This window comes from Brevibacterium sp. NPDC056726, from assembly GCF_042790515.1.
GTDB lineage: Bacteria > Actinomycetota > Actinomycetes > Actinomycetales > Brevibacteriaceae > Brevibacterium > Brevibacterium sanguinis.
This window is the reverse complement of the sequence record NZ_JBHTYZ010000001.1, coordinates 671717-693604: the sequence shown is the minus strand read 5'-3', so window position 1 is coordinate 693604 and position 21888 is coordinate 671717. Positions and strand designations below refer to the sequence as shown.

At 68.1% G+C, this 21888-nt stretch carries 17 protein-coding genes; 12 read left to right on the top strand and 5 right to left on the bottom strand.

Going from position 1 to position 21888, the window contains the following annotated elements; translation table 11 throughout:
- The first annotated feature begins 20 nt into the window (after positions 1-20).
- Positions 21-389: a helix-turn-helix transcriptional regulator gene (locus tag ACFQ91_RS03070; protein WP_198499834.1), complete on the top strand. Its 369-nt coding sequence runs from the start codon at positions 21-23 to the stop codon at positions 387-389.
- 26 nt (positions 390-415) lie between these two features.
- Positions 416-904 carry an SRPBCC domain-containing protein gene (locus tag ACFQ91_RS03065; RefSeq protein ID WP_198499833.1) on the top strand — a complete coding sequence of 163 codons (489 nt, stop codon included), beginning with the start codon at positions 416-418 and terminating at the stop codon, positions 902-904.
- 88 nt (positions 905-992) lie between these two features.
- Here the strand turns inward: ACFQ91_RS03065 and ACFQ91_RS03060 are convergent, their stop codons facing one another.
- The gene (locus tag ACFQ91_RS03060) at positions 993-2312 is read right to left on the bottom strand and encodes an MFS transporter (RefSeq protein WP_198499832.1); all 1320 of its coding nucleotides are present in this window, start codon (positions 2310-2312) and stop codon (positions 993-995) included.
- 121 nt (positions 2313-2433) lie between these two features.
- Between ACFQ91_RS03060 and ACFQ91_RS03055 the strand changes: the two genes are divergently transcribed.
- Together ACFQ91_RS03055 and fbaA are read left to right on the top strand one after the other, a co-directional pair.
- On the top strand, positions 2434-4560 hold the full coding sequence (locus ACFQ91_RS03055; protein WP_232623737.1) for a BCCT family transporter: 2127 nt from the start codon (positions 2434-2436) through the stop codon (positions 4558-4560).
- Positions 4561-5313: 753 nt separating this feature from the next.
- The gene (gene fbaA / locus ACFQ91_RS03050) at positions 5314-6336 is read left to right on the top strand and encodes a class II fructose-bisphosphate aldolase (protein ID WP_198499831.1); all 1023 of its coding nucleotides are present in this window, start codon (positions 5314-5316) and stop codon (positions 6334-6336) included.
- A 268-nt stretch (positions 6337-6604) separates the two neighbouring features.
- Here fbaA and modA read toward each other — a convergent pair whose 3' ends face one another.
- A complete protein-coding gene (gene modA / locus ACFQ91_RS03045) occupies positions 6605-7375 on the bottom strand; it encodes a molybdate ABC transporter substrate-binding protein (protein ID WP_198499830.1) in 771 nt (256 codons plus the stop codon).
- 90 nt (positions 7376-7465) lie between these two features.
- Positions 7466-9142, bottom strand: coding sequence for an amidase (locus ACFQ91_RS03040; protein ID WP_376870325.1), 1677 nt, complete (start codon positions 9140-9142; stop codon positions 7466-7468).
- Between the two features lie 94 nt (positions 9143-9236).
- On the opposite strand from ACFQ91_RS03040, the gene ACFQ91_RS03035 reads away from it, so the two are divergent.
- The 3 genes from ACFQ91_RS03035 to ACFQ91_RS03025 are packed head-to-tail and all read left to right on the top strand — an operon-like array spanning position 9237 to position 12461.
- Entirely contained in the window at positions 9237-10742 is a 1506-nt protein-coding gene (locus ACFQ91_RS03035) for a cytosine permease (RefSeq protein WP_198499828.1), read from the top strand.
- A 17-nt stretch (positions 10743-10759) separates the two neighbouring features.
- Positions 10760-11395 carry a TetR/AcrR family transcriptional regulator gene (locus ACFQ91_RS03030; RefSeq protein WP_198499827.1) on the top strand — a complete coding sequence of 212 codons (636 nt, stop codon included), beginning with the start codon at positions 10760-10762 and terminating at the stop codon, positions 11393-11395.
- Between the two features lie 4 nt (positions 11396-11399).
- A complete protein-coding gene (locus ACFQ91_RS03025) occupies positions 11400-12461 on the top strand; it encodes an agmatine/peptidylarginine deiminase (protein ID WP_232623735.1) in 1062 nt (353 codons plus the stop codon).
- A 175-nt stretch (positions 12462-12636) separates the two neighbouring features.
- Here ACFQ91_RS03025 and ACFQ91_RS03020 read toward each other — a convergent pair whose 3' ends face one another.
- Positions 12637-14175, bottom strand: a complete 1539-nt coding sequence (locus tag ACFQ91_RS03020; RefSeq protein ID WP_198499826.1) for a sodium:alanine symporter family protein — start codon at positions 14173-14175, stop codon at positions 12637-12639.
- Positions 14176-14490: 315 nt separating this feature from the next.
- Between ACFQ91_RS03020 and ACFQ91_RS03015 the strand changes: the two genes are divergently transcribed.
- The 4 genes from ACFQ91_RS03015 to ACFQ91_RS03000 all read left to right on the top strand — a co-directional run bounded on the left by ACFQ91_RS03015 (position 14491) and on the right by ACFQ91_RS03000 (position 20244).
- A complete protein-coding gene (locus ACFQ91_RS03015; RefSeq protein WP_198499825.1) occupies positions 14491-16122 on the top strand; it encodes an ABC transporter substrate-binding protein in 1632 nt (543 codons plus the stop codon).
- 200 nt (positions 16123-16322) lie between these two features.
- On the top strand, positions 16323-17408 hold the full coding sequence (locus ACFQ91_RS03010) for an ABC transporter permease (protein WP_198499824.1): 1086 nt from the start codon (positions 16323-16325) through the stop codon (positions 17406-17408).
- Positions 17408-18490: an ABC transporter permease gene (locus ACFQ91_RS03005; protein WP_232623734.1), complete on the top strand. Its 1083-nt coding sequence runs from the start codon at positions 17408-17410 to the stop codon at positions 18488-18490. Before ACFQ91_RS03010 ends, ACFQ91_RS03005 begins: the two co-directional genes overlap by 1 nt.
- Positions 18487-20244 carry an ABC transporter ATP-binding protein gene (locus tag ACFQ91_RS03000; protein ID WP_198499823.1) on the top strand — a complete coding sequence of 586 codons (1758 nt, stop codon included), beginning with the start codon at positions 18487-18489 and terminating at the stop codon, positions 20242-20244. The genes ACFQ91_RS03005 and ACFQ91_RS03000 overlap by 4 nt, the downstream gene beginning before the upstream one ends.
- 78 nt (positions 20245-20322) lie before the next feature.
- Here ACFQ91_RS03000 and ACFQ91_RS02995 read toward each other — a convergent pair whose 3' ends face one another.
- A complete protein-coding gene (locus ACFQ91_RS02995) occupies positions 20323-20982 on the bottom strand; it encodes a TetR/AcrR family transcriptional regulator (RefSeq protein ID WP_198499822.1) in 660 nt (219 codons plus the stop codon).
- A gap of 130 nt (positions 20983-21112) precedes the next feature.
- Here ACFQ91_RS02995 and ACFQ91_RS02990 point away from each other — a divergent pair, with 130 nt between their 5' ends.
- Complete coding sequence (locus ACFQ91_RS02990) at positions 21113-21793, top strand: NADPH-dependent FMN reductase (RefSeq protein ID WP_232623733.1); 681 nt, start codon at positions 21113-21115, stop codon at positions 21791-21793.
- Positions 21794-21888: the final 95 nt, after the last annotated feature.

Below are 21888 nucleotides of genomic sequence, written 5' to 3'. Positions count from 1 at the left end.
TTCGGTTGTAGGATGTGAGCATGACAGCCCGACTCGACGACGATGTCGACGCGATGTTCCAGGCGTTGGCGGATCGGACGCGGCGCGACATCGTCCGCCGTGTCCTCGTCGACGGACTGTCCGTGTCCGAACTCGCCGAGGACTACGACATGAGCTTCGCCGCCGTGCAGAAGCACGTCGCCGTGCTCGAGCGGGCGGGTCTCGTGACGAAGGAGCGCAGCGGACGTCGCCAGGTCACCCGGGCCGATGTCGGCGCGATCCGCACCGTGCGCGACCTCCTCGGCGATCTCGAACTCCAATGGCGGGACCGCGTCGAGCGCATCGATGCCCTGCTCGCCGCCGACGACGCGGACACGACGCCTCTGCCCCGCCCGGGCGCGGAGGGATAAACGGATTCAATGACGAAGGAGCAGTCATGCCGGTGACGGAGACCAGCCACAACGAGGACACGAAGACCCTGACGATGGTCGCGCAGTTCGCCGCCCCGCCAGAGAGGGTCTGGGAAGTCTACGCCGATCCCCGGCAGCTCGAGAAGGTGTGGGGACCGCCGACGCATCCGGCCACCGTCGTCGACCACGACCTCGTCCCCGGCGGTCGGGTCACCTACTACATGACCGGACCCGAGGGGGAGAAGTACTACGGCCTCTGGGAGGTCACCGCCGTCGACGCGCCCGTGAGCTTCTCCTTCCGCGACTACTTCGCCGATGAGAACTTCGACATCGCGCAGTCCCTGCCCGGCAGCGCGAACACCTACACGTTCACCGCCGACGGCGACGGCACGAAGGCCGTCTACACCTCGGTCTTCGACACCGCCGAAGGCCTGAAGACGGTCCTCGAGATGGGTGTCGTCGAGGGTGCCACGGCGGCGATCGGGCAGATCGACGACCTCCTCGCCGAACGCTGACGACCTCCCGCCTCGGCGGGGACGGGTACGGAACGGGCAGCCGCCTCGGTGCGGTCGGGTGCGGAACGGGCAGCCGCCTCGGCGGGACTCACTCCTTCGCCATCGCCGCCATCGACCGCTGCGGCGCGTCCGACTTCACCGCGATGATGAGGGCGAGGCCGATGATGAGGACGATGATGATGCCGAGCGTGCCCGCACGCTGATATCCGAGCAGGGAGATGAAGAGCGCGAACATCGCCGGGCCGAGGAAGCTCACGGCCCGGCCGGTCGTCGCGTAGAGGCCGAAGTTCTCGCCGGCGCGCTCGGGCGGGGTGAGGCGGGCGAGGAACGACCGCGACGAGGCCTGGACGGGGCCGACGCAGAAGCTGAGGACGAGCGCGCACACCCAGAACACGGCCGGGTCGTCGGTGAGAAGGATCGGCACTCCGCCGGCGATGATGACGATGAGCCCGGTGATGATCACGGGTTTGGGGCCGAAGCGGTCGTCGAAGAGCCCGGCGATCATCGCTCCGGCGCCGGCCGCAATGTTCGCCGCGACGCCGAGGATGATGATCTGCGTGGCCGAGAAGCCGTAGCTGCCGGCCGCGAGCACCCCGGCGAACGCGAAGATCGCGGCGAGCCCGTCGCGGAAGATCGCCGAGGCGATGAAGAAGCGCAGCGTCTGATGCTCGTGCTTCCACATCCGCACGAGGCGGCGGACGAGGGATGCGTAGTCGGCGATGAACGCCCTGATCGGATGGCCGCCCGAGGTGCCCGTGACCTTCGCGCCCGGGGCGGTGACGAGGACCGGGATCGCGAAGACCGCGAACCACACGGCCGAGAGCACTGCGACGATGCGGAAGCGCAGGCCGTCCTCGTCGGTGGCGCCGAAGAGGCCGACCTCGGGCTGGATGACGAGGACGAGGAGGAGGACGAGGAGCACGAGCCCTCCCGCATAGCCCATGCCCCAGCCGAAGCCGGAGACCTTGCCGACGTTGTCGGGGGTCGTGATGCGGACCATGATGCCGTTGTAGGCCACCTCGGCGAATTCGAAGAAGACGCTGCCCACGGCGATGAGGAGCAGACCCAGCCACAGATAGGCGGGGGAGTCGCGGACGAAGAAGAGACCGGCCATCGTCACGATGACGATTCCCGTGTGGACGCCGAGCCAGAGCTTGTGCCGCCCGCCGGCATCGGCGCGGGTGCCGACGGCCGGGGCGACGAGGGCGATGACGAGTCCGGCGGCGGCCATCGACCAGCCGAGCGCCGCGGAGCCGGACTCCTCGCTGCTCGCCACCGCCTTCGTCAGGTACGGGGTGAAGACGAATGTGATGATGACGGCATTGAACGACGCCGAACCCCAGTCCCACAGCGCCCAGCTGAAGACGCCGATGCGCGAGCTGACAGGGGTTCGCGGAGGTGAGTGCATGACGTCACTGTACTGAATTCCCAGGTCCGAGATTGTTCATTGGGTGAGAGTTCGGTTGATGTTCCCTCAGGATTCCGGCAAGGTAGAAAGTCGGTTAAGTGCACTCGATGCGAAGGAAATCATGACTGATTCTCAAGCGGACAAAGCCACAGCGGCGGGGGATCCGCCAGGCGGAGACGGTGCCGAAACCGCCCGTCACGACGCGGAGGCGGCGCCCGGCGCGGACTCCCAGGGCACCGCGATCCCGCCCGAAGAGCAGGCTCACTACCTCTTCGGAGCCCCCGATCCGGTGCGGCTCCACCTGCCCGATCGACTCCACATCGGCGAGGACGACTCCGACGACGCGATCACGGAGAAGCTGCGCCGCCAGGGCGTGAAGATCGGCCGGGGCATGATCGCCCCGCGCGTCTTCTGGCCCGCCCTCATCGTCATCGTCGCCGTCGCCGGGCTCTCGGTGCTCTTCCCCGACAGCGCGGGGCAGGTCATCCTCGACATCCAGGCCTGGATCGTCGCCGACCTCGGCTGGTACTACATGCTCGTCGTCGGCGCCTTCGTCGCCTTCGCGATCTTCGTCGGCGTCTCGAAGTACGGCCGGATCAAGCTCGGCAAGGATGAGGACGAACCCGAATTCGGCGTCCTCTCCTGGTTCGCCATGCTCTTCGCCGCCGGCATGGGCATCGGCCTCGTCTTCTACGGTGTCGCCGAACCGCTCACCTACGCCACGACCGGACCGAAGCCCGGATGGGGCGGCAACGAGGTCGAGAACGCCCAGCTGGGCATGGCTCAGACCTTCGTCCACTGGGGTCTGCACCCGTGGGCGCTCTACGCCGTGCTCGGCATGGCGCTCGCCTACGCGATCCACCGCCGCGGTCGCCCGCTGTCGATCCGCTGGGCGCTCGAACCGCTGCTCGGCCGCTACGTCAAGGGCTGGGCCGGTGACACGATCGACGTCATCGCGATCTTCGGCACCGTCTTCGGCATCGCGACCTCGCTCGGCCTCGGCGTGCAGCAGATCTCGGCGGGACTCGCGCACATCGGCGTCGTCGGTGAGTACGACAACCTCTTCCTCATCATCCTCATCGTCATCATCACGCTGCTCGCCACCACCTCGGTGGTCTCCGGTGTGGGCGCGGGCATCAAGTGGCTGTCGAACATCAACCTGACGATGGCGGGCGTCCTGCTCGTCACCGTGCTCGTGTTCGGACCCACGCTCTTCCTCTTCCAGAACTTCGTCGAATCCCTCGGCGTCTACCTCGCCAACGTGCTCGGCATGACCTTCGACATCGGCGCCTACACCGGTGAGGAGGGTGCCGAGTGGAACGCGTCGTGGACCCTCTTCTACTGGGGCTGGTGGATCTCGTGGGCGCCGTTCGTCGGTGTCTTCATCGCCCGCATCTCGCGTGGTCGCACCGTGCGCGAGTTCATCGCCGGCGTCCTCCTCGTGCCCTCGCTCGTCGGGTTCTTCTGGTTCTCCGTCATGGGCGGCACCGGCATCTTCCGCCAGCTCTTCGGTGCCGGTGACCTCGTCGACCCGGAGGAGGGCGTTGTCGCCGAGCGTGTGCTCTTCGACGTCCTCGGCGATCTGCCGCTGGGCTCGATCCTCTCGGTCATCGCGATCATCCTCGTGGCGATCTTCTTCATCACGTCCTCGGACTCCGGTTCGCTCGTCGTCGACATGCTCGCCTCCGGCGGTCACCCGAACCCGCCGATCTGGTCGCGTGTGCTCTGGGCGCTGCTCGAGGGTGCGCTCGCGATCGCGCTGCTCACCGCCGGTGGACTCACCGCGCTGCAAGCGGGGTCGCTGATCACAGCGCTGCCGTTCAGCATCATCCTCATCCTCGTGTGCATCTCGACGCTCAAGGCGTTCGGGAAGGAAGCGAAGCGCACCGCGGCGATCGAGCGCGCGGCGGCCTACCGGGCCGTCGGCGAGCACCTCGCCGATGACTTCGACGAGTACCTCGGCGACATCGTCGATGAGCGCATCGACTACCAGATCACCCGCAGCAAGGGGCTCATCGAGCGTCAGCGCGAGAAGGTCGTGCGCAAGGACGAGAAGGTCGTCCGCAAGGACGACCCGCGCTCCGGTGGGGCGCGCTCTGGTGGGGCACGTGACGGCGGGGCACGCTCTGGTGGGGCACGTGACGGCGGGTCCGGCAAGGACACCGGGCGGAAGTTCAGCCTGCGCAAGGACAGTCCTGGTCGGGACGGCTCCGAACGCGACCAGTCCGGACGCGACGGCCTCGAGTAGAACCCGGTTTCGGGAACCGACCCCCGAGCGGCGGGGCCCGGCACTCGACTGAGTGGTCGGGGCCTGTCATCGGGTTCGGCGTCCGGTTGAGTGGCTGGGCTTCCGGCGCGAAACGGCTCGGCCCTCCACCGGACACGGTGTTCTGCCGAGATGCCTCGGCCCGGTCACCGGACCGCAGCGGCGGCCATGTGGATTCCTCACATGGCCGCCGTTCTCGTCTGCGCGAACGATCCGAAACCGGCAGGAGTCGGACGACCCGGCGACCGCCTCGGCGAGGGTCCTGGTGGGGCTCACCCTGGTTTCGGCGGCTCATGTCATGACGTGAGCCCTGGAAACCAGGGTGAGCTGCAGCGGAAGCTTCCGCGGAGACGACGGTCTGCCGACGACGGGCGCCCGACCGCCAGGAGGCGTCCCGCGTCGGCCCGCGGGCGCCGGTAACCCGCGGAGCTCGACCACGATGCCGGCCTCCACTCCGGTTTGCGCCAGTTGAGCCTGAGATGGCCAATACGGGAACTGGCCATCTCAGCTTCAACTGGCGCAAACGTGCTCGGCACACTGCGGGGGCCGGTCGCCCGGCGCGAATGCGGGGCGAGCCGCCCGGCGCCACACGGCGGCGAGCCACTCGACGCGATCGGGCGGTCGGGGGCGGGCACGACCTACGGCGAGCAGGTCGGCGGATGTGCTTCAGTCGCCTGGGGAGAACCGAGTAGGGTGGAGGCACACGACCGCCACCGGACCGACCAAGGAGCCCACATGCCCATTGCCAGCCCCGATGTGTACGCCGAGATGATCGACCGGGCGAAGGCCCAGGGATTCGCCTATCCGGCGATCAACTGCACGTCCTCGCAGACGATCAACGCGGCGATCCGCGGATTCGCCGAGGCGGGATCCGACGGCATCATCCAGCTCTCGACCGGCGGTGCGGAGTACATCTCCGGCCCGACGATCAAGGACCGCGTGCGCGGGGCGATAGCGTTCTCCGCGTTCGCCAACGAAGTCGCCAAGAGCTACGACGTCAACATCGCCCTCCACACCGACCACGCCCCCAAGGACGCCGTCGAAGCCTGGGTCAAGCCCCTCCTCGAAGCCTCGACCGAACGCGTCAAGTCGGGTGGCCAGCCCTACTTCCAGTCGCACATGTGGGACGGATCGGCCGTGCCGCTCGATGAGAACCTCACCCTCGCCGAGGAGCTGCTCGGCCTGGCGGCGGCCGCCAATGTCATCCTCGAGATCGAGGTCGGCGTCGTCGGCGGCGAAGAGGACGGCGTCGAGAACGAGATCAACGAGCAGCTCTACACCACCGTCGAGGACGGTCTGGCCACGGTGCGCGCGCTCGGCTCGGGGGAGAAGGGCCGCTACCTCACGGCGCTCACCTTCGGCAACGTCCACGGCGTCTACAAGCCCGGCAACGTCAAGCTCCGTCCCGAGCTCCTCGGCGAGATCCAGGCCGCCGTCGGCAAGGAGGTCGGCAAGGACAAGCCCTTCGACCTCGTCTTCCACGGCGGCTCGGGATCGAGTGCAGAGGAGATCGCCGAGGCGGTCCGCCACGGAGTCGTGAAGATGAACGTCGACACCGACACCCAGTACGCGTTCACCCGTCCCGTCGCCGATCACATGTTCCGCCACTACGACGGCGTGCTCAAGATCGACGGCGAGGTCGGCAACAAGAAGGAATACGATCCCCGGTCGTACGGCAAGGCCGCCGAGGCGGGCATGGCCGCGCGCGTCGTCGAAGCGTGCGAGAACCTCGGCTCGGCGGGCACGAGCGCCAAGTGATGACACCCGGCGCCGGGCCCGCGCGGCGCTGAGCGCCGGGCGCTGGAGCCGGGCAACGGCGATTCAGCGGTCGAGTGATCGCGCGAGTGACCGCCTGCTGCGCCAGCCGCGGCACACGCGCTAGCCGCAACAGACCGAAGGGCCTCGCTTCGTCATTGTGCGAAGCGGGGCCCTTCGGTGTGCTGGGGGAGCGGTGTGCTGGAGGTGGCGTGCCGGGAGCCGGCGCGCCGGGAGGCGAGCGGTGCGCGTGGCCCGGGGTGCCACCGGCCTACGGGGTCGAGAAGCCGGCATCCTTGAGCATCGCGACAGCCGTGTCCGACGTGAGGAACCTGACGAAGGCGTCGGCCTGCTCCTGGTTCTCACTCGCCTTCACCGTGGCCGCGGGGTACTGGTTGACGACCTTGTCCGCACCGTCGAGGTCGACCTGGTCGACCGAACCGTCGGAGCGGGCGACATCGGTGACGTAGACGATGCCGGCGTCGGCCTGACCCGCGCTCACCTTGCCGAGGACGTCGGTGACCGAGTTCTCCTCACTGGCGGGATCGAGCGTCACGCCGTTCTGATCCGCCCACTTCTGCGTGGCCGCACCGCAGGGGACCTGGGGTGCGCAGACGACGAGGTCGTTGCCGGCGAAGTCCTGCGAGCTCGCGATGTTCTTCGGATTGCCGGGGGCCACGGCGAGCGTGAGCGTGTTCGACGCGAAGATCTCCGGCGTCCCGGCGAGGAGCTCGGCGCTCTCGAGATCGTTCATCGTCTTCTCATCCGCGGTGGCGATGACATCGGCGGGCGCACCTTCGGTGATCTGCGAGACGAGATCGGAGGAGCCGGCGAAGGAGAACGTCACATCGACGTTGGGCTCCGCCTTCTTGTACTCGGCGGCGATCTCGTCGAAGACCTCGGTCAGCGAGGCGGCGGCGAAGACGGTGAGCGTCGTCGGCTCTGCGGAGTCGGTCTGCGAGTCGGACCCGGAGGCCCCGGTCGAGCAGGCGCTGAGGGTGAGCAGTGCGGCAGTGCACATGGCAATCAGTCTCTTCTTCATTGGGTCAATCTATCCGCACATGCGGAGAAAACACACAGACACGTCAGCATTTGAGATAGAAATGGAAAAGGTTTTCCGAAACTCCGGAACTCAGGCGGTCGGCTCGGTTCCGGCGGCGAACTCCCAGTGCTCGTCGATCGGCGGCAGCGGGCGCGGACCCCGCACCCGCTCGAAGTCCCATGCCAGGCCGAGCAGCGTCGCATCCGTGTAGGCGGCGCCGGCGAACGTGACGCCAACCGGCATCCCCGTCGACGCCATCGTTCCCATCGACGTCGTCACCGTGGGCACCCCGAGATGGCGCAGCGCGAGGTTGCCGTTCGAGTAGTGCGTTCCGTTGCGCCACGCGAGGTCAGCCGAGGCGGGATCGCGATCGGCGTCGGCACCTCCGACGTCCGCGTTCGCGGGGAAGACGACGGCGTCGAAGCCCTCATCGTCGAGCCAGTCCTCGAGCAGCCGGACGCGGAGGTCCTCGAGCTCCCCGAGCGCCTCGGCGAACCCGGGGATCGCAGTGACGTCGATGCCGGAGGGGTGGGCGCGGGCGACGGCGACGATGTCGTCGTAGCGATTGAGGTTGTCGGCGACCTCCGGATAGCGATCGGGCAGCGTACCGGCCGGCAGCGGGAAGAGCAGGGCGGGGTCGGCCTTGACGAGGCTGTCCAGTGCCGGATCCCCGTTCGCGCGGAGGAAGTCGTCCCAGCCGAAGGCGGGCAGGGTGGTGAATTCGTGCTCCATCCAGCCGCGGGGGAGGTCGGCCGCCTCGGCGAGCCTCTCATGGGTCGGACTCGTGCCCTCGTACTCGTCGATGAGTGGGAAATCGGTCTCGACGACCGTCGCCCCTGCCGCTTCGAGACGCGCCCGCGTGTCCTCCCACAGGGCGCGCACGTCGGGGTGGACCTCGATGAGGGAATCCGCGCCGAGGTAGCGGCGAGGGGCCGCGAGCCGCGCCCCGGCGAGCATGCCGGGCCGGCCGATGGCCCGGAAGTCCGCGGGGCGCCACTCGCTCGGTCGCGGCAGCGGGACGGCGGTCTGGAGTCGCCAGAAGTCCCCGCGCGTCTCGGGATCGTCGGCGACGAGGACGTTGAGCACCTCGAGGAGGTCGGTGACGGACTTCGTGTGCGGGACGACGACGTCGCGAGTGGGGAACAGCGGCCAGTTCCCGCGCAGGGAGATGAGTCCGCGCGAGGGGGTGTAGGCGACGATGCCGTTGTTCGAGGCGGGGCTGCGGCCCGACGACACGGTCTCCTCCCCGAGGCCGAACTGGCAGAGTGAGGCGGCCACGGCGACGCCCGAGCCGTTCGACGACCCTGAGGCGTAGGCGGCGGCGAGGAAGTCCCGGTTGAAGGGGCTCTCCGCACGCCCGTAGAGACCGCGCTGCATGCCCCCGTCGGCGAGCGGCGGCATCGTCGTCTTGCCGATGAGCACCGCGCCCGCCGCGCGGAGGCGCGCGACTGAGAACGCATCCCACCGGGCTTCGAGGTCGGCGAACGCCGGGGATCCTGCGGCGACCGTGAGGCCGGCGACCATGAACGAGTCCTTGACGGTGAAGGGGATTCCCTCGAGAGGGCGGGCTGTGCCGTCGGCGAGCCTGCGGTCGGACTCCGCGGCCGCGGCATGGGCCGCCGGGTTGTCGACGACGACGGCATTGAGGGCGGGATCGGCCGCGATGCGGGCGAGGTGGACATCCAGCAGCTCTGCGGCGGAGATCGCGCCCGCAGTCAGCTGTGCGCGGAGTTCGGCGATCGTGATGGTCGGCGGCACTGGGGTCATCATTGCTCCCGGTCTCAATGGCGATGTTATTCATTGACTGAAAATTCAGTCAGTATTACGATAGCCGACACGACGACGTTTCCAAAGGAGTGAGATGGCGAACTCAGCACAACGACGTGCGCAGACCCCGGGCGCAGCCCGCGACGTGGGAGGGAAGGCGGACCGGTTCGGTCGCGTCGAACGCGCAGGCGTCGACTTCGTGCCGATCGCGGCGCGCCGATCGACGCCGGGAAACCTCTTCCGCGTCTTCGTCGGCGGCAACCTCGCCCTGTCCGTGGTGATCTTCGGGTGGCTGCCGATCTCCTTCGGGCTCAGCTTCTGGCAGGCGGTCGCCTCGAGCGCCGTCGGTCTCGTCATCGGGCTCGGACTCATGGTGCCGATGACGCTGCTGGGCACCCGTACGGGCACGAACAATCCCGTCTCGAGCGGCGCCCACTTCGGGATGCGCGGGCGCCTGCTCGGGTCGACGCTGACGCTCCTCTTCGCCATCGCCTATGCGGCGATCGCCGTGTGGACCTCCGGGGAGGCGCTCGTCGCCGGAGCGCACCGCCTCTTCGGGACCGCGCAGAACGACACGGCGTTCCTCATCGGCTACGCGATCATCGCCGTCGAGGTCGTGCTCATCGCCCTCTTCGGACATGGGACGATCGTCGCCCTGCAGAAGGTCATCATCCCCGTCGCCGGGATCCTGCTCTGCCTCGGTGTCCTCGCCTACGCTCCCGGATTCGACCCCGCGGCGCCGGCCGCCGACTACCTCCTCGGCGACTTCTGGCCGACGTGGCTCTTCGCGGTGACGATCTCGATCGGCGGTCCCCTCTCCTATGCGCCGTCGGTCGGCGACTACACGCGGCGGATCTCTCCGCGGAGATTCAGCGACCGGCAGGTGGCTCTGGCCGCCTCGGCGGGGATCTTCACCGGCCTCTTCGCAACCGCGGTCTTCGGCGCGTTCACCGCCTCGACGTTCCCGGTGCTCTCGGAGTCCTATGTCGCCGATCTCGTCGCCGCGGCCCCGACCTGGTACCTCGTCCCGCTGCTCGTGCTCGCCGTCTTCGGCGGCTTCGGTCAGGGCGTCATCAACATCTACGCCAGCGGACTCGACCTCGAATCGATCATTCCCCGCCTCACGCGGACCCAGACGACGCTCATCACCTCGGGCATCGCCGTCGTCGTCATGTACCTCGGCGTCATCGCCGCCGACGCGATCTCCTCGATCACCGCGATGACCGTCGTGCTCAACGCGTTCGCCGGAACGTGGGTCGTCATCAACGGCATCGGCTTCCTCGTCGCCCGCCGGGGCCGCTACGACCCGGTCGCCCTCCAGCGGTTCGGGTTCGGGCTGAGCGGCGGACGGTACTGGTTCTCCCGCGGCTGGAACCTGCGGGCGGTCATCCCGTTCCTCGTCGGCGCGAGCGCCGGCCTCCTCACCGTGCAGAACGAGCTCTATGCGGCACCGCTGGCCGACGTCGCCGGGGGCGTGGACATCAGCCTGCCGGTCTCGATGATCGTCGGCGGGGGACTCTATTTGTGTGCGCTGCGGGTGTGGCCGGAGACTGGTGTCGACGACGACGTACCGGCGCTCGCCGAGGAGGCGCGCCGATGAGAGAGGCGGGGCCGACCATGGCGAAACCGGATGCAAGCGCGCGGATCCTCGAAGCCACCCGCGAGGAGATCGCTGAGAACGGAGTGCGCGGGCTGCGGGTGCAGAACGTCGCGAAACGGGCCGGCGTCTCCCTCGGACTCGTCTACTACCACTTCGAGGACCGCGCAGGCCTGCTCACGGCCACGATCGACTCCGTCAACCAGGCCGTCGAAGAGCGCGTGCTCCACCCGGCGACCGGTGGCGACGACGTCGACATCATCATCGACCAGCTCGTCGGCGAGGTCGGTGACGCCGCCGGCCTCCGCGGGGACTCCGTCGTCTGGAACGAGATCCGCGCGATCGCCGTCTTCGAAGCCGAACTCCGCGGCCCGCTGGCCGCGACGACGGAGGAATGGGAGAAGCGCTTCGGCCCGCTCCTGCGCTCCCTCGGCCTCACCGAGGCGGTCGTGGCCGAAACCGCGACCCTCCTCACCGTGCTCGTCGAGGGGATCTCGGGACGGTGGCTGAGCGACCAGCTCGACACCGCGGAGGCGCAGCGGCTCATCCGCCTCGGCGCCGCCTCCATCCTCGACGCGGCGACCGCACGCAAAACCACCCGCGAGACCACCCCACCGCCGACCAGCACGGCGACCCCACAGACACCCCAAGGATGACGAGATGACGAACACCGAGACCACGACAGCGACCGGAACTCCCGCGGCCGACTCGAGCCCGCGCTGGCGGATGCCGAGCGAGACCGCCCCGCACGACCGCGTCTACATGGCGTTCCCGTCCCGCGGACTGTCCTTCGGCGATGCCGAGGACGCCCGCCGGGCGTGGACGGCCGTCGCCCACGCGACCCAGGACTTCGTGCCCGTGACGATGGTCGTCGACCCTGACGACCGCGCCGCCGCCGAGGCGATGCTGACCGCGGACATCGAGCTGCTCACCGCACCGCTCGACGACGCGTGGATGCGTGACATCGGACCGACCTTCGTCATCGGCGACGGCGGCCGCCTCGGCGCGGTGGACTGGACGTTCAACGGGTGGGGTCAGCAGGAATGGGCGCGGTGGGGCAAGGACAGGGAGATCGGTCGCATCGTCGCCGCACATGCCGGCGCCGAGGTGGTCGACTCCGAGCTCGTCAACGAGGGCGGCGGGATCCACGTCGACGGAGCCGGGACCGTGCTCGTCACCGACACCGTCCAGCTCGACCGCTTCCGCAACCCGAGCTGGTCACGGGATGAGATCGAGGCGGAGCTGCGGCGCACCCTCGGCGTCGACCGCACGATCTGGTTCCCGCGCGGGCTGCACCGGGACTCCCAGCGCTTCGGCACCCGCGGTCACATCGACATCGTCGCGACCCTGCCCGACGAGCACACGGTGCTCATCCACCGGCAGCGGGACCCCCGTCACCCCGACCACCACCTCGGTCCTGTCTACGACGAGGTCCTCGCCGCCGCCTCGGCGCGTGACGGTCAGCCGTGGAGGGTGATCGAGCTCGACGCTCCCGAGCGGGTCCGCGACGAGGAGGGGTGGACCGACTACAGCTACGTCAATCACCTCGTCACCAACGGGGCGGTCATCGCGTGCACCTTCGACGACCCCAACGATGCCCTCGCGCTCGACCGGCTCGCCGAGGCGTACCCGGGGCGCGAGATCGTCGGCGTCGATGCGCGGGACATCTTCGCCTACGGCGGCGGGATCCACTGCATCACCCAGCACCTGCCCGCCGTCTGAGTCGAGACGGCACGAGGCCCGGGACGCCATTGTCCCGGGCCTCGTCGTCTCAGTGCCGCGCCTGCAACAGGTGGGCTGTCTCGCGCCGGCAGCCGGAGCGCACGGTCTCGTGCCGGCAGCCGGTGCGCACGGTTCAGGGCATTCAGCCGGTGCAGTGCCCCGAACCGCGCGGCACTCAGCCCTGCGGCACCTGCTCGCCGGCCTTCATCCGCGCCCAGCGCTCCTCCCAGAACGTCGCATTCCTGATGCCGACGGCCTGGGGGTCGAACTCGGGGTCGAGGCCGAGCTTCTGCTGCCGCTCGAAGTCCCGCAGCAGCTTGAAGGCCGGCTGCTGGAGGATGAGGATGCCGACGATGTTGAGCCACGCCATGGCGCCGACGCCGATGTCGCCGAGCGCCCACGCATCACCGGGGTTGTCGTTCATCACGCCGATCGCGACGGCGATGAGGATGAGCACCTGCAGGGCGCGGGTGCCGATCGTGAGGAACACGGGGTTCTTGAACTTGCCGAGCAGGTAGACGAGGTTCGTCTCCGCCATGTAGTAGTAGGCGACGATCGTGGTGAGCGCGAAGAGGAAGATCGAGATCGCGATGAAGCTCGCGCCGATGCCCGGGAAGATCGAGTCGAGACCCGACTGCGGCCAGCCCTCGCCCGGTGTCGTCTCGAGGGACTCGACGAGCTGCCCGCGACCCGAGCCGATGATCTCGCCTTCGGGGCTGAGCACGCGGTACATGCCGGTCGACAGGATCATGAAGGCCGTGGCCGAGCAGACGAAGAGGGTGTCGATGTAGACCGAACCGGCCTGGACGAGGCCCTGCTTGGTCGGGTGGGACACCTCGGCGGCGGCCGCGGCGTGGGGACCGGTGCCCTGACCGGCCTCGTTGGAGTAGATGCCGCGCTGGACACCCCACTGGACGGCGAGGCCCATGATGCCGCCGAAGGCCGCCTGCGTGCTCGTGTCGATGCCGAACGCGGACTTGAAGATCAGCTCGATGACGGGCACGATCTGGTCGGCGTTGAGGAAGGTCACCGCGATCGCGGCGAGGATGTAGATGACGGCCATGAACGGCACGGCCAGTGACGCGAAGTGCGCGATGCGCTTGACGCCGCCGATGACGATGAAGGCCATGATGACGACGAGGGCGAGCGCCGTGACCCAGGTCGGCAGGTTCCATGCGTTCGTCACCGCACCGCCGATGGCCCGCGACTGGACGCCGGGCAGGAGGAACGACATCGCGAGGACCGTGACGGCGGCGAAGACGAAGCCGTAGACCTTGAAGAACTTCCCGAAGCGCGTGTACTCGTAGGCCTTCTCGAGGTAGAAGGCCGGACCGCCGCGGTACTCGCCGGTCTTGGGGTCCTTCTCCTTGTATGTCTGACCCAGCGTCGATTCGACGTAGGAGGTCGAGGCGCCGAGGAGGGCGGAGATCCACATCCACACGACGGCACCGGGTCCGCCGAAGCCGATCGCCGTGGCGACGCCGGCGATGTTGCCGACGCCGACGCGTCCGGCCAGCGACATCGACAGCGCCTGGAACGACGAGACGCCGTCCTCGGAGCTCCTGCCCCGGAACATCTGCGTGAAGATCGACTTGATCTTGCGGATCTGGACGGCGCGGGACCGGATGGTGAAGTAGACACCGGCACCGAGGCAGAGGTACACGAGTGCGGATGACCAGATGATCCCATTGAGCCATTCGATGACTGCGGACACGTTCTTCCAATCGTTGTTTCGTCGGAGGGTGCCGGGGCGGCGGGGGCAGCAGGTGCGCCACGTCGCAAGGGACCCTACCCAAGAGAATGATGTGGCTAGGCTGTGAGCCACCTCATAAGTGAAGCCGATTGTGAGCTGGGACGCAAATTCGCCGGTGAGGCCCGTCGATCCGCGGATCGCGAGGTTGCGAAATGGTTTCGACATCAACCATTTTCTGTGGGGCAGTTCACTATTTGGGACGGTATCCGTAAGATGTGACCCGGATCTCTCCGAGCAAAGACGACACGGAGAGCACACGTGGAAGACAGGAACACAATGAATCGTCGAACTGGTGTGAAGGCCGCAGCGCTCGCTGCCGCCGGCGCCCTGCTTCTCTCGGCATGCTCGACCTCGACCACCGGCAGCGACGCCGGCGGCGACGGCAGCGCGCTGACAGTCGGCACCACTGACAAAGTGGTCGCACTCGACCCGGCCGGAGCGTACGACAACGGCTCCTCGCTCGTCGAGCAGCAGATCTATCCGTTCATCCTCGCCTACAAGCCCGGCACCGCCGAGCTCAACCCCTCGATCGCCGAATCGGCCGACTTCACCGAGCCGACGAAGTACGAGGTCAAGCTCAAGGACGGTCTCAAATACGCCAACGGCAACGACCTCACCTCCTCTGATGTGAAGTTCTCCTTCGACCGCCAGCTCAAGATCCAGGATCCCAACGGACCGTCGTCCCTCCTCGGCGGGCTCGAATCGGTGGAGACCCCCGACGACAAGACGGTCGTGTTCAACCTCAAGCGGGAGAACGACCAGACCTGGCCGGGCGTGCTCGCCTCGGCGGCGGGACCGATCGTCGACGAGGACGTCTTCTCGCCCGACGCGCTCACCCCGGACCAGGAGATCGTCGACGCCGAGGCGTTCTCGGGTCCCTACACGATCGACAGCTTCAAGTTCAACGAGCTCATCACGTACAAGGCGTACCCGGACTATCAGGGCTACGTCGAGCCGGCGAAGACCGACAGCGTGCAGATGCGGTACTACTCGGACGCGAACAACATGAAGCTCGACGTCCAGAAGGGCACGATCGACGTCGCCTGGCGCTCGCTGTCGGCGACCGACATCGAGGACCTCGGCAAGGACGAGAACCTCACCGTCCACAAGGGCCCCGGCGGCGAGATCCGCTACATCGTCTACAACATGGACACGATGCCCTTCGGTGCGAAGACCGACGACCCCGACGAGAAGAAGGCGCTGGCCGTGCGCCAGGCGATGGCCGACTCGATCGACCGCCAGGCGATCGCGAGCCAGGTCTACAAGGACACCTACACCCCGCTCTACTCCTTCGTCCCCGACGGGCTGCCGGGGGCGAACGAGGCGCTCAAGTCCGCGTACGGCGACGGCCAGGGCGGAGCGGACGTCGAGAAGGCGAAGAAGGCTCTCGAGGACGCGGGAGTGCAGACGCCCGTCGACCTCAACCTCCAGTACAACCCTGACCACTACGGTCCGTCCTCGGGCGATGAGTACGCGCTCATCAAGGATCAGCTCGACAAGACCGGGCTGTTCAACGTCAACCTCCAGTCGACGGAATGGGTCCAGTACTCCGAGGACCGCACCTCCGACGTCTACCCGATGTACCAGCTCGGGTGGTTCCCCGACTACTCGGACGCCGACAACTACCTCGTGCCGTTCTTCTACGACACGGATGAGACGCCGAGCTTCCTCGCCAACCACTTCCGTGACGACCAGATCAACAAGGAGCTCACGGATCAGGCGTCGACCGCCGACAAGGCCGAACGCGAGAAGGAGCTGGGCACGATCCAGGACCAGCTCTCCGAGCAGCTGCCGACGCTGCCGCTGCTCCAGGGCAACCAGATCGCCGTGTCTGGCAAGGACGTCAAGGGCGTCGAGGAGACCCTCGACCCCGCGTTCCAGTTCCGCTTGGCGCTGCTGAGCAAGTGAGCACCACGCGACTCGTGACCCGTCCCGGCCCGCGCCGAGGCGGCACCGAGCAGCGACGGTCACATCCCTGACCGTCGCCACCGAGGTGCAGGTGAGCCGACCGCTTGCCTGCACCTCGGTAGCGCGTGCGCCCGGCGGCGCATCCGCGACTCCGCTCGTTCACGACGGCGATCCTGTCACGACGACACATCGAAGGAACCATGTCTGCAGCCATCAGCCAACCCGAGGCGGCCGAGCCGACCGCCGCGGTCAAGAAGGCCCCGGGAAGCGGCCTGGGACGCTACGTCCTCATCCGCTTCCTCCTCATCATCCCGACCATCTTCATCCTCACCACCCTGGTGTTCTTCCTCATGCGGATCACCGGCGACCCGATCACCGCGGCACTCGGCGGGCGCCTGACCCGGGAGCAGCTGGCCGAACGCGTCGCCGCCGCCGGCTACGACCGGCCGATCCTCGTCCAGTACTTCGAGTACATGGGCAATCTGCTCCGCGGTGACTTCGGGACCACCGTCTCCGACGGCCAGCCCGTCACCGAGGTGCTCCTCACGTACGGGGCGGCGACCGTCGAACTCGTCTTCTACGCGCTCATCGTCGCGTTCATCATCGGCATCCCCTTCGGCATGATCGCCGCGTACAAGCGCGACAAGACCCCCGATGCGGTGCTGCGCATCCTCGCGATCCTCGGCTATGCGACCCCGGTGTTCTTCGCCGGCATGATCCTCAAGCTCATCTTCGGCGTCTTCTGGCCGATCCTCCCGGTGGCGGGGCGCGGCACGACGGAGACCGAATACATCATGTCCGGGGTCGTCGATCCCACCCGCTTCTACATCATCGACGCGATCCGCATCGGCAACTTCGAGGTCCTCGGCGACGTCCTCGCCCACGCGGTCCTCCCGGCCGTGGCGCTCGGCATCCTCACCGCCGGCGTCTTCCTCCGCCTCGTGCGCACGAACCTCATCGGCACGCTCGGCCAGCAGTACATCGACTCCGGCCGCTCCCGCGGGATCTCCGAGTTCCGCCTCGTCACGAAGCACGCCTACCGGCCCGCGCTGATCCCGATCATCACCGTCATGGGCATGCAGATCGCGCTCATGCTCGCCGGCGCCGTGCTCACCGAGACGACGTTCGAATGGAAGGGCCTCGGCTTCAAGCTCGCCGAGTACCTCACCGCCCGCGACTTCGTCGCCGTCCAGGGCATCGTCGTGTTCCTCGCCGTCATCGTGGCGTTCACGAACTTCCTCGTCGACGTCATCGCCGCCTTCATCGACCCCCGAGTGAGGTACTGATGTCCACATCCCACCCGGAGAAGACCGGGATCACCGAAGCGCCGGAGAGCGCCCAGGAGTCCTTCGCCGAGGCGGCCCCCGGCACCGGTGTCCCCGCCGTCGTCCTCGATGAGAAGGCGAAGAAGTCGTGGTTCAACCGGCTGCCCATCGTCTCCCATCTGCGCCAGTCCGTCGGTCTGCAGCGGGGCATGCTCGTCACGGGTCTCGTGCTCTGCGGGCTCGTCCTCATCTGCGCGGTCTTCGCGCCGCTCATCGCCCCCTACGGGTACAACCAGCTCGGCACCTCCGAGGGGAACTTCGGGGCCACGCTGCCGCCGAGCGCCGAGCACATCTGGGGCACGACCGTCGGCGGCTACGACGTGTTCTCCCGGGTCATCTGGGGAGCCCAGACCGCGGTCGCCGTCATCGTCGTCGCCGTCGTCGCCTCCCTCTTCCTCGGCGTCGCCCTCGGCCTGATCTCCGGCTACCTCGGTGGGTGGCTCGACCGGATCCTCGTCGTCATCGCCGACGCCGTCTACGCGTTCCCGACCCTGCTGCTCGCGCTCGTCATGGCGATCGCGATCTCCGGCGGGCAGTCGAGCGCGTGGGGCGGCATCGCCGCGGCGGCGCTGTCCATCACCGTCGTCTTCATCCCGCAGTACTTCCGCGTCGTCCGCGCCGAGACCCTGCGGCTCAAAGCCGAGCCCTTCGTCGAATCGGCGATCGTCCTCGGGGCGTCGAAGACGCGGATCATCGGCAAGCACATCTTCCGCAACGCGACGCGCACGCTGCCGCTGATCTTCACCCTCAACTCGTCCGAGGCGATCCTCACCCTCGCCGGACTCGGGTTCCTCGGATTCGGCATCGAACCCACCTCGGCGGCGGAATGGGGCTACGACCTCAACAAGGCGCTGCCCGACGTCACGAGCGGCGTGTGGTGGACCTCGGTCTACCCGGGTCTGGCGATCGTGCTCACGGTGCTCGGCATCACGCTCGTCGGGGAGTCGATGAACGACCTCAACGACCCGCGCCTGCGGGTGCGGCGGAAGGCGAAGACGAAGGCCGGCGCCGCCGGTGCACGCGATCGAAAGGCCGAAGCATGAGTGCGAACGACAATCCGATCCTCGACGTCGACCACCTCGACGTCACCTTCTCCACCGACGCCGGTGAGGTCCACGCGGTCAAGGACCTCTCACTCGAGGTGCGTCCCGGCGAAGTGCTCGCGATCGTCGGCGAATCCGGCTCGGGCAAGACCGTGACCGCCCGGTCGATCCTCGGACTGCTGCCGGAGACCGCGCAGCGCACGGGCGCCGTCGTGCTCTCGGGCAGCAACGTGCTCAGCGTCGCGCCCGAACAGCTGCGGCAGATGCGCGGCTCCGATGTCGCCATGGTCTTCCAGGAGCCCTCGACGGCGCTCAACCCCGTGTTCACGGTGGGCTGGCAGATCGCCGAGGGGCTGCGGGCCCACCATCGGCGGGCGAGCCGCTCCGAGCTCAGGGCCAAGGCGATCGCGGCGATGGAGCAGGTCGGGATCCCCGATGCCGCCAACCGCTTCGACTACTACCCGCACCAGTTCTCCGGCGGTCAGAAGCAGCGCATCGTCATCGCGATGGCGCTGGCGCTCGGGGCCAAGCTCATCGTCGCCGACGAGCCGACGACCGCCCTCGACGTCACGGTGCAGGCCGAGATCCTCGATCTGCTCCGCGACCTGCGGGACACCACGGGCACCGCGATCGTCCTCATCACCCACAACATGGGCGTCGTCGCCGACCTCGCCGACCGGGTGGCCGTGATGTACCGCGGCGACCTCATCGAAGTCTCCCCGGTGGGCACGCTCTTCAGCGAGCCGAAGGAGCAGTACACCCGCGACCTGCTCGCCGCCGTGCCGAAGCTCGGCTCGACCGTCGCCGGCAGTCGGAAGGCCGCCGCCGGCAGTCGGAAAGCTGCCGTCGTCGAGGAGCGGGACCCGGCGACCGCGCCCGCCGCGGGGGAGGAGCGGGACCGGGCGACCGCCTCGGCGAGGGACTCCGTCGTCGTCGCCAAGGACCTCGACATCGTCTACCCCGGCGGCATCGGGCGCCCGGACTTCCACGCCGTGAGCTCGGTGAGCTTCGACATCAGGGCGGGCGAGGTCTACGGCCTCGTCGGCGAGTCGGGGTCGGGCAAGACGACGATCGGCCGGGCGATCGCGGGTCTGACGCGGGCCAGCGGCGGGAGCCTCAGCGTCCTCGGACATGAGATGGTCGGGTTCAGAGAGGGCGGCTTCCGGCCGATCCGCAAGCGCATCGGGTTCGTCTTCCAGGACCCGGCGGCGTCGTTCAACCCGCACCTGACGATCGGGGAGTGCATCGCCGAGCCGTTCGCGATCCACCGTCGCGAGATGACCGCACGCGACCGGCAGTCCCGGGTGCTCGAGCTCCTCGACTCCGTGCAGCTGCCGGCGGAGTATGCGGGGCGCTACCCGCACGAGCTCTCCGGCGGACAGCGGCAGCGGGCGTCGCTGGCACGCGGCCTCGCCCTCGACCCCGAGCTGCTCATCGCCGACGAGCCGACCTCGGCCCTCGATGTGTCGGTGCAGGCGAAGGTGCTCGAGCTCTTCGTCGATCTGCAGAACCGGTTCGACTTCGCGGCGCTCTTCATCAGCCACGACCTCGCCGTCGTCGACATGCTCTCGGATCGCATCGGCGTGCTCTACCACGGCCGGCTGCTCGAGGAGGGCACTGGCGAGAAGGTGCTCGGGGCGCCGAGCAACGACTACACGAAGCGGCTCATCGCCTCCCTGCCGGTGCCCGACCCGGTCGAGCAGAAGGAGCGGCGCGAACTCGCGCGGCAGCTGCGGGTCGCCGCCGGGGCGTAACGCAGCAGCTGCCTTCCGGGCGCTGCGTCACCCTGCGCAGGGTGACGCAGCGCCTGGAAGGCGGCCGTGCGGACTCTCCTACTTGCCGTCGGAGATGAAGTCGAGCATGCCCGCCTCGTTGACGGGCAGCGCAAGGAGACGGTCGAGTTCGGCCTCGTCGGCGTCGATGCCGACGATGCGCAGCGCGTAGAGCGTGAACTCGCGCTCGATCTGCTCGGAGTCGAGCTCACCGCCGGGCCGGAACCAGATCGAGAGCGAATTGCAGATCGAGAGGATCGCCCGGGTCGCGAGCTGCGCGTGGCTGACCCGGAACGCACCCGAGTCGATGCCCGCTTGGATGATGTCGCCGAGGATGTCCCTCGCCTCCCGCTGCAGCGTCTTGATCCGGGCGGCGTTCTCCCCGCCCAGGCGCTCGGTGTCGCGCAGCAGCACCGTCGACACCGACACGTTCGCCATGCGGTAGCGGGAGAGGTAGCGAACGGAGACGGCGAGCTGGTCGACGGGATCGTCGTCCACCTCGGCGATGACGGCCCTGCTGTGCTCGATGTACCACGTGTACGCGGTGTGGACGAGTTCGTAGAGGGCTTCCTGCTTCGACGGGAAGTAGTAGTAGAGGGCGGAGAGGCTCAGCCCCGCCGCCTGGGCGATGTCGCGGATCGACGCACCGTCGAAGCCCTTCGTCGCGAAGGTGTCGCGGGCCGACCGGAGGATGTTGTTGCGGCCGTTCGTTGCTCTCACGTGACCACGCTCCTCGGTCATTGGGGATCGAACATTCTTTCAAGTGGGTTCACTCGCCCCTCGACAATACCGCAGAACCCCACTGTGAGGACCGTCACCCTGCAACTTCGGAATGATTAAAGTTTCAAGCATGTTGCCAGTCGTTGGAGCCGTCGTCATCTCCGGCGTCGGCCCGGTTCCGGCGGCGGACGTCGCCGGTCCACCGCTCACCATCGACAGACAGCGAAGGACATTCATGCTCAAAGTCGCGATCATTCCCGGCACCAACCGTCCCCAGGCCCTCAATCCGCAGGTCGTCGCCTGGGTCAAGGACCAGCTCGACGTCCGCGACGATGTCAGCGCCGAGGTCGTCCACTTCGCCGACTTCGACCTCCCGCTCCTCGACGAGGTCATTCCCGCAGGTGCCCAGATGTACGCGAACGCCCACACCAAGGCCTGGGCGGCGAAGCTCGACGAGTTCGACGCCTTCATCTTCGTCACGCCTGAGTACAACCACTCGATCTCCGGCTCGCTGAAGAACGCACTCGACTTCGTCGCCGCCGAGTTCAACCACAAGGTCGCCGGCATCGTCAACTACGGAGCCGACAAGGGCGTGCGCGCGGCCGAGCACCTGCGCCACATCCTCGCCAACTACAAGGTCGCCGTCGTCCGCGACCAGGCCTCCTTCAGCATCTTCACCGATGTCACCGACGGCACCTTCACCCCCACCGAGGTGTCCGCCGCACCGTTCACCTCGATGGTCGATGACCTTGTCGCCTGGGGCGGCGCGCTCAAGGGCGTCCGCGAGGACGCCGCCTCCGTCGCCGTCTGAGCGAATGACCCAGCCCGCCTGCCATGTCCGCGGCAGGCGGGCTGTGTCGTGTCCGGGCAACCTCGCCGAGGCGGTCGGACCTCGGCGCCGGGAAC

Bases quoted from the DNA above. Each gene is read 5' to 3' on its own strand.
- ACFQ91_RS03040 (WP_376870325.1), bottom strand. From the start codon at position 9,142: ATGACCCCAGTGCCGCCGACCATCACGATCGCCGAACTCCGCGCACAG.
- ACFQ91_RS03025 (WP_232623735.1), top strand. From the start codon at position 11,400: ATGACGAACACCGAGACCACGACAGCGACCGGAACTCCCGCGGCCGAC.
- fbaA (WP_198499831.1), top strand. From the start codon at position 5,314: ATGCCCATTGCCAGCCCCGATGTGTACGCCGAGATGATCGACCGGGCG.
- ACFQ91_RS03030 (WP_198499827.1), top strand. From the start codon at position 10,760: ATGGCGAAACCGGATGCAAGCGCGCGGATCCTCGAAGCCACCCGCGAG.
- ACFQ91_RS03070 (WP_198499834.1), top strand. From the start codon at position 21: ATGACAGCCCGACTCGACGACGATGTCGACGCGATGTTCCAGGCGTTG.
- ACFQ91_RS03060 (WP_198499832.1), bottom strand. From the start codon at position 2,312: ATGCACTCACCTCCGCGAACCCCTGTCAGCTCGCGCATCGGCGTCTTC.
- ACFQ91_RS03005 (WP_232623734.1), top strand. From the start codon at position 17,408: ATGTCCACATCCCACCCGGAGAAGACCGGGATCACCGAAGCGCCGGAG.
- ACFQ91_RS03000 (WP_198499823.1), top strand. From the start codon at position 18,487: ATGAGTGCGAACGACAATCCGATCCTCGACGTCGACCACCTCGACGTC.
- ACFQ91_RS03055 (WP_232623737.1), top strand. From the start codon at position 2,434: ATGACTGATTCTCAAGCGGACAAAGCCACAGCGGCGGGGGATCCGCCA.
- ACFQ91_RS02990 (WP_232623733.1), top strand. From the start codon at position 21,113: ATGTTGCCAGTCGTTGGAGCCGTCGTCATCTCCGGCGTCGGCCCGGTT.
- ACFQ91_RS03065 (WP_198499833.1), top strand. From the start codon at position 416: ATGCCGGTGACGGAGACCAGCCACAACGAGGACACGAAGACCCTGACG.
- ACFQ91_RS03035 (WP_198499828.1), top strand. From the start codon at position 9,237: ATGGCGAACTCAGCACAACGACGTGCGCAGACCCCGGGCGCAGCCCGC.
- ACFQ91_RS03010 (WP_198499824.1), top strand. From the start codon at position 16,323: ATGTCTGCAGCCATCAGCCAACCCGAGGCGGCCGAGCCGACCGCCGCG.
- modA (WP_198499830.1), bottom strand. From the start codon at position 7,375: ATGAAGAAGAGACTGATTGCCATGTGCACTGCCGCACTGCTCACCCTC.
- ACFQ91_RS03015 (WP_198499825.1), top strand. From the start codon at position 14,491: ATGAATCGTCGAACTGGTGTGAAGGCCGCAGCGCTCGCTGCCGCCGGC.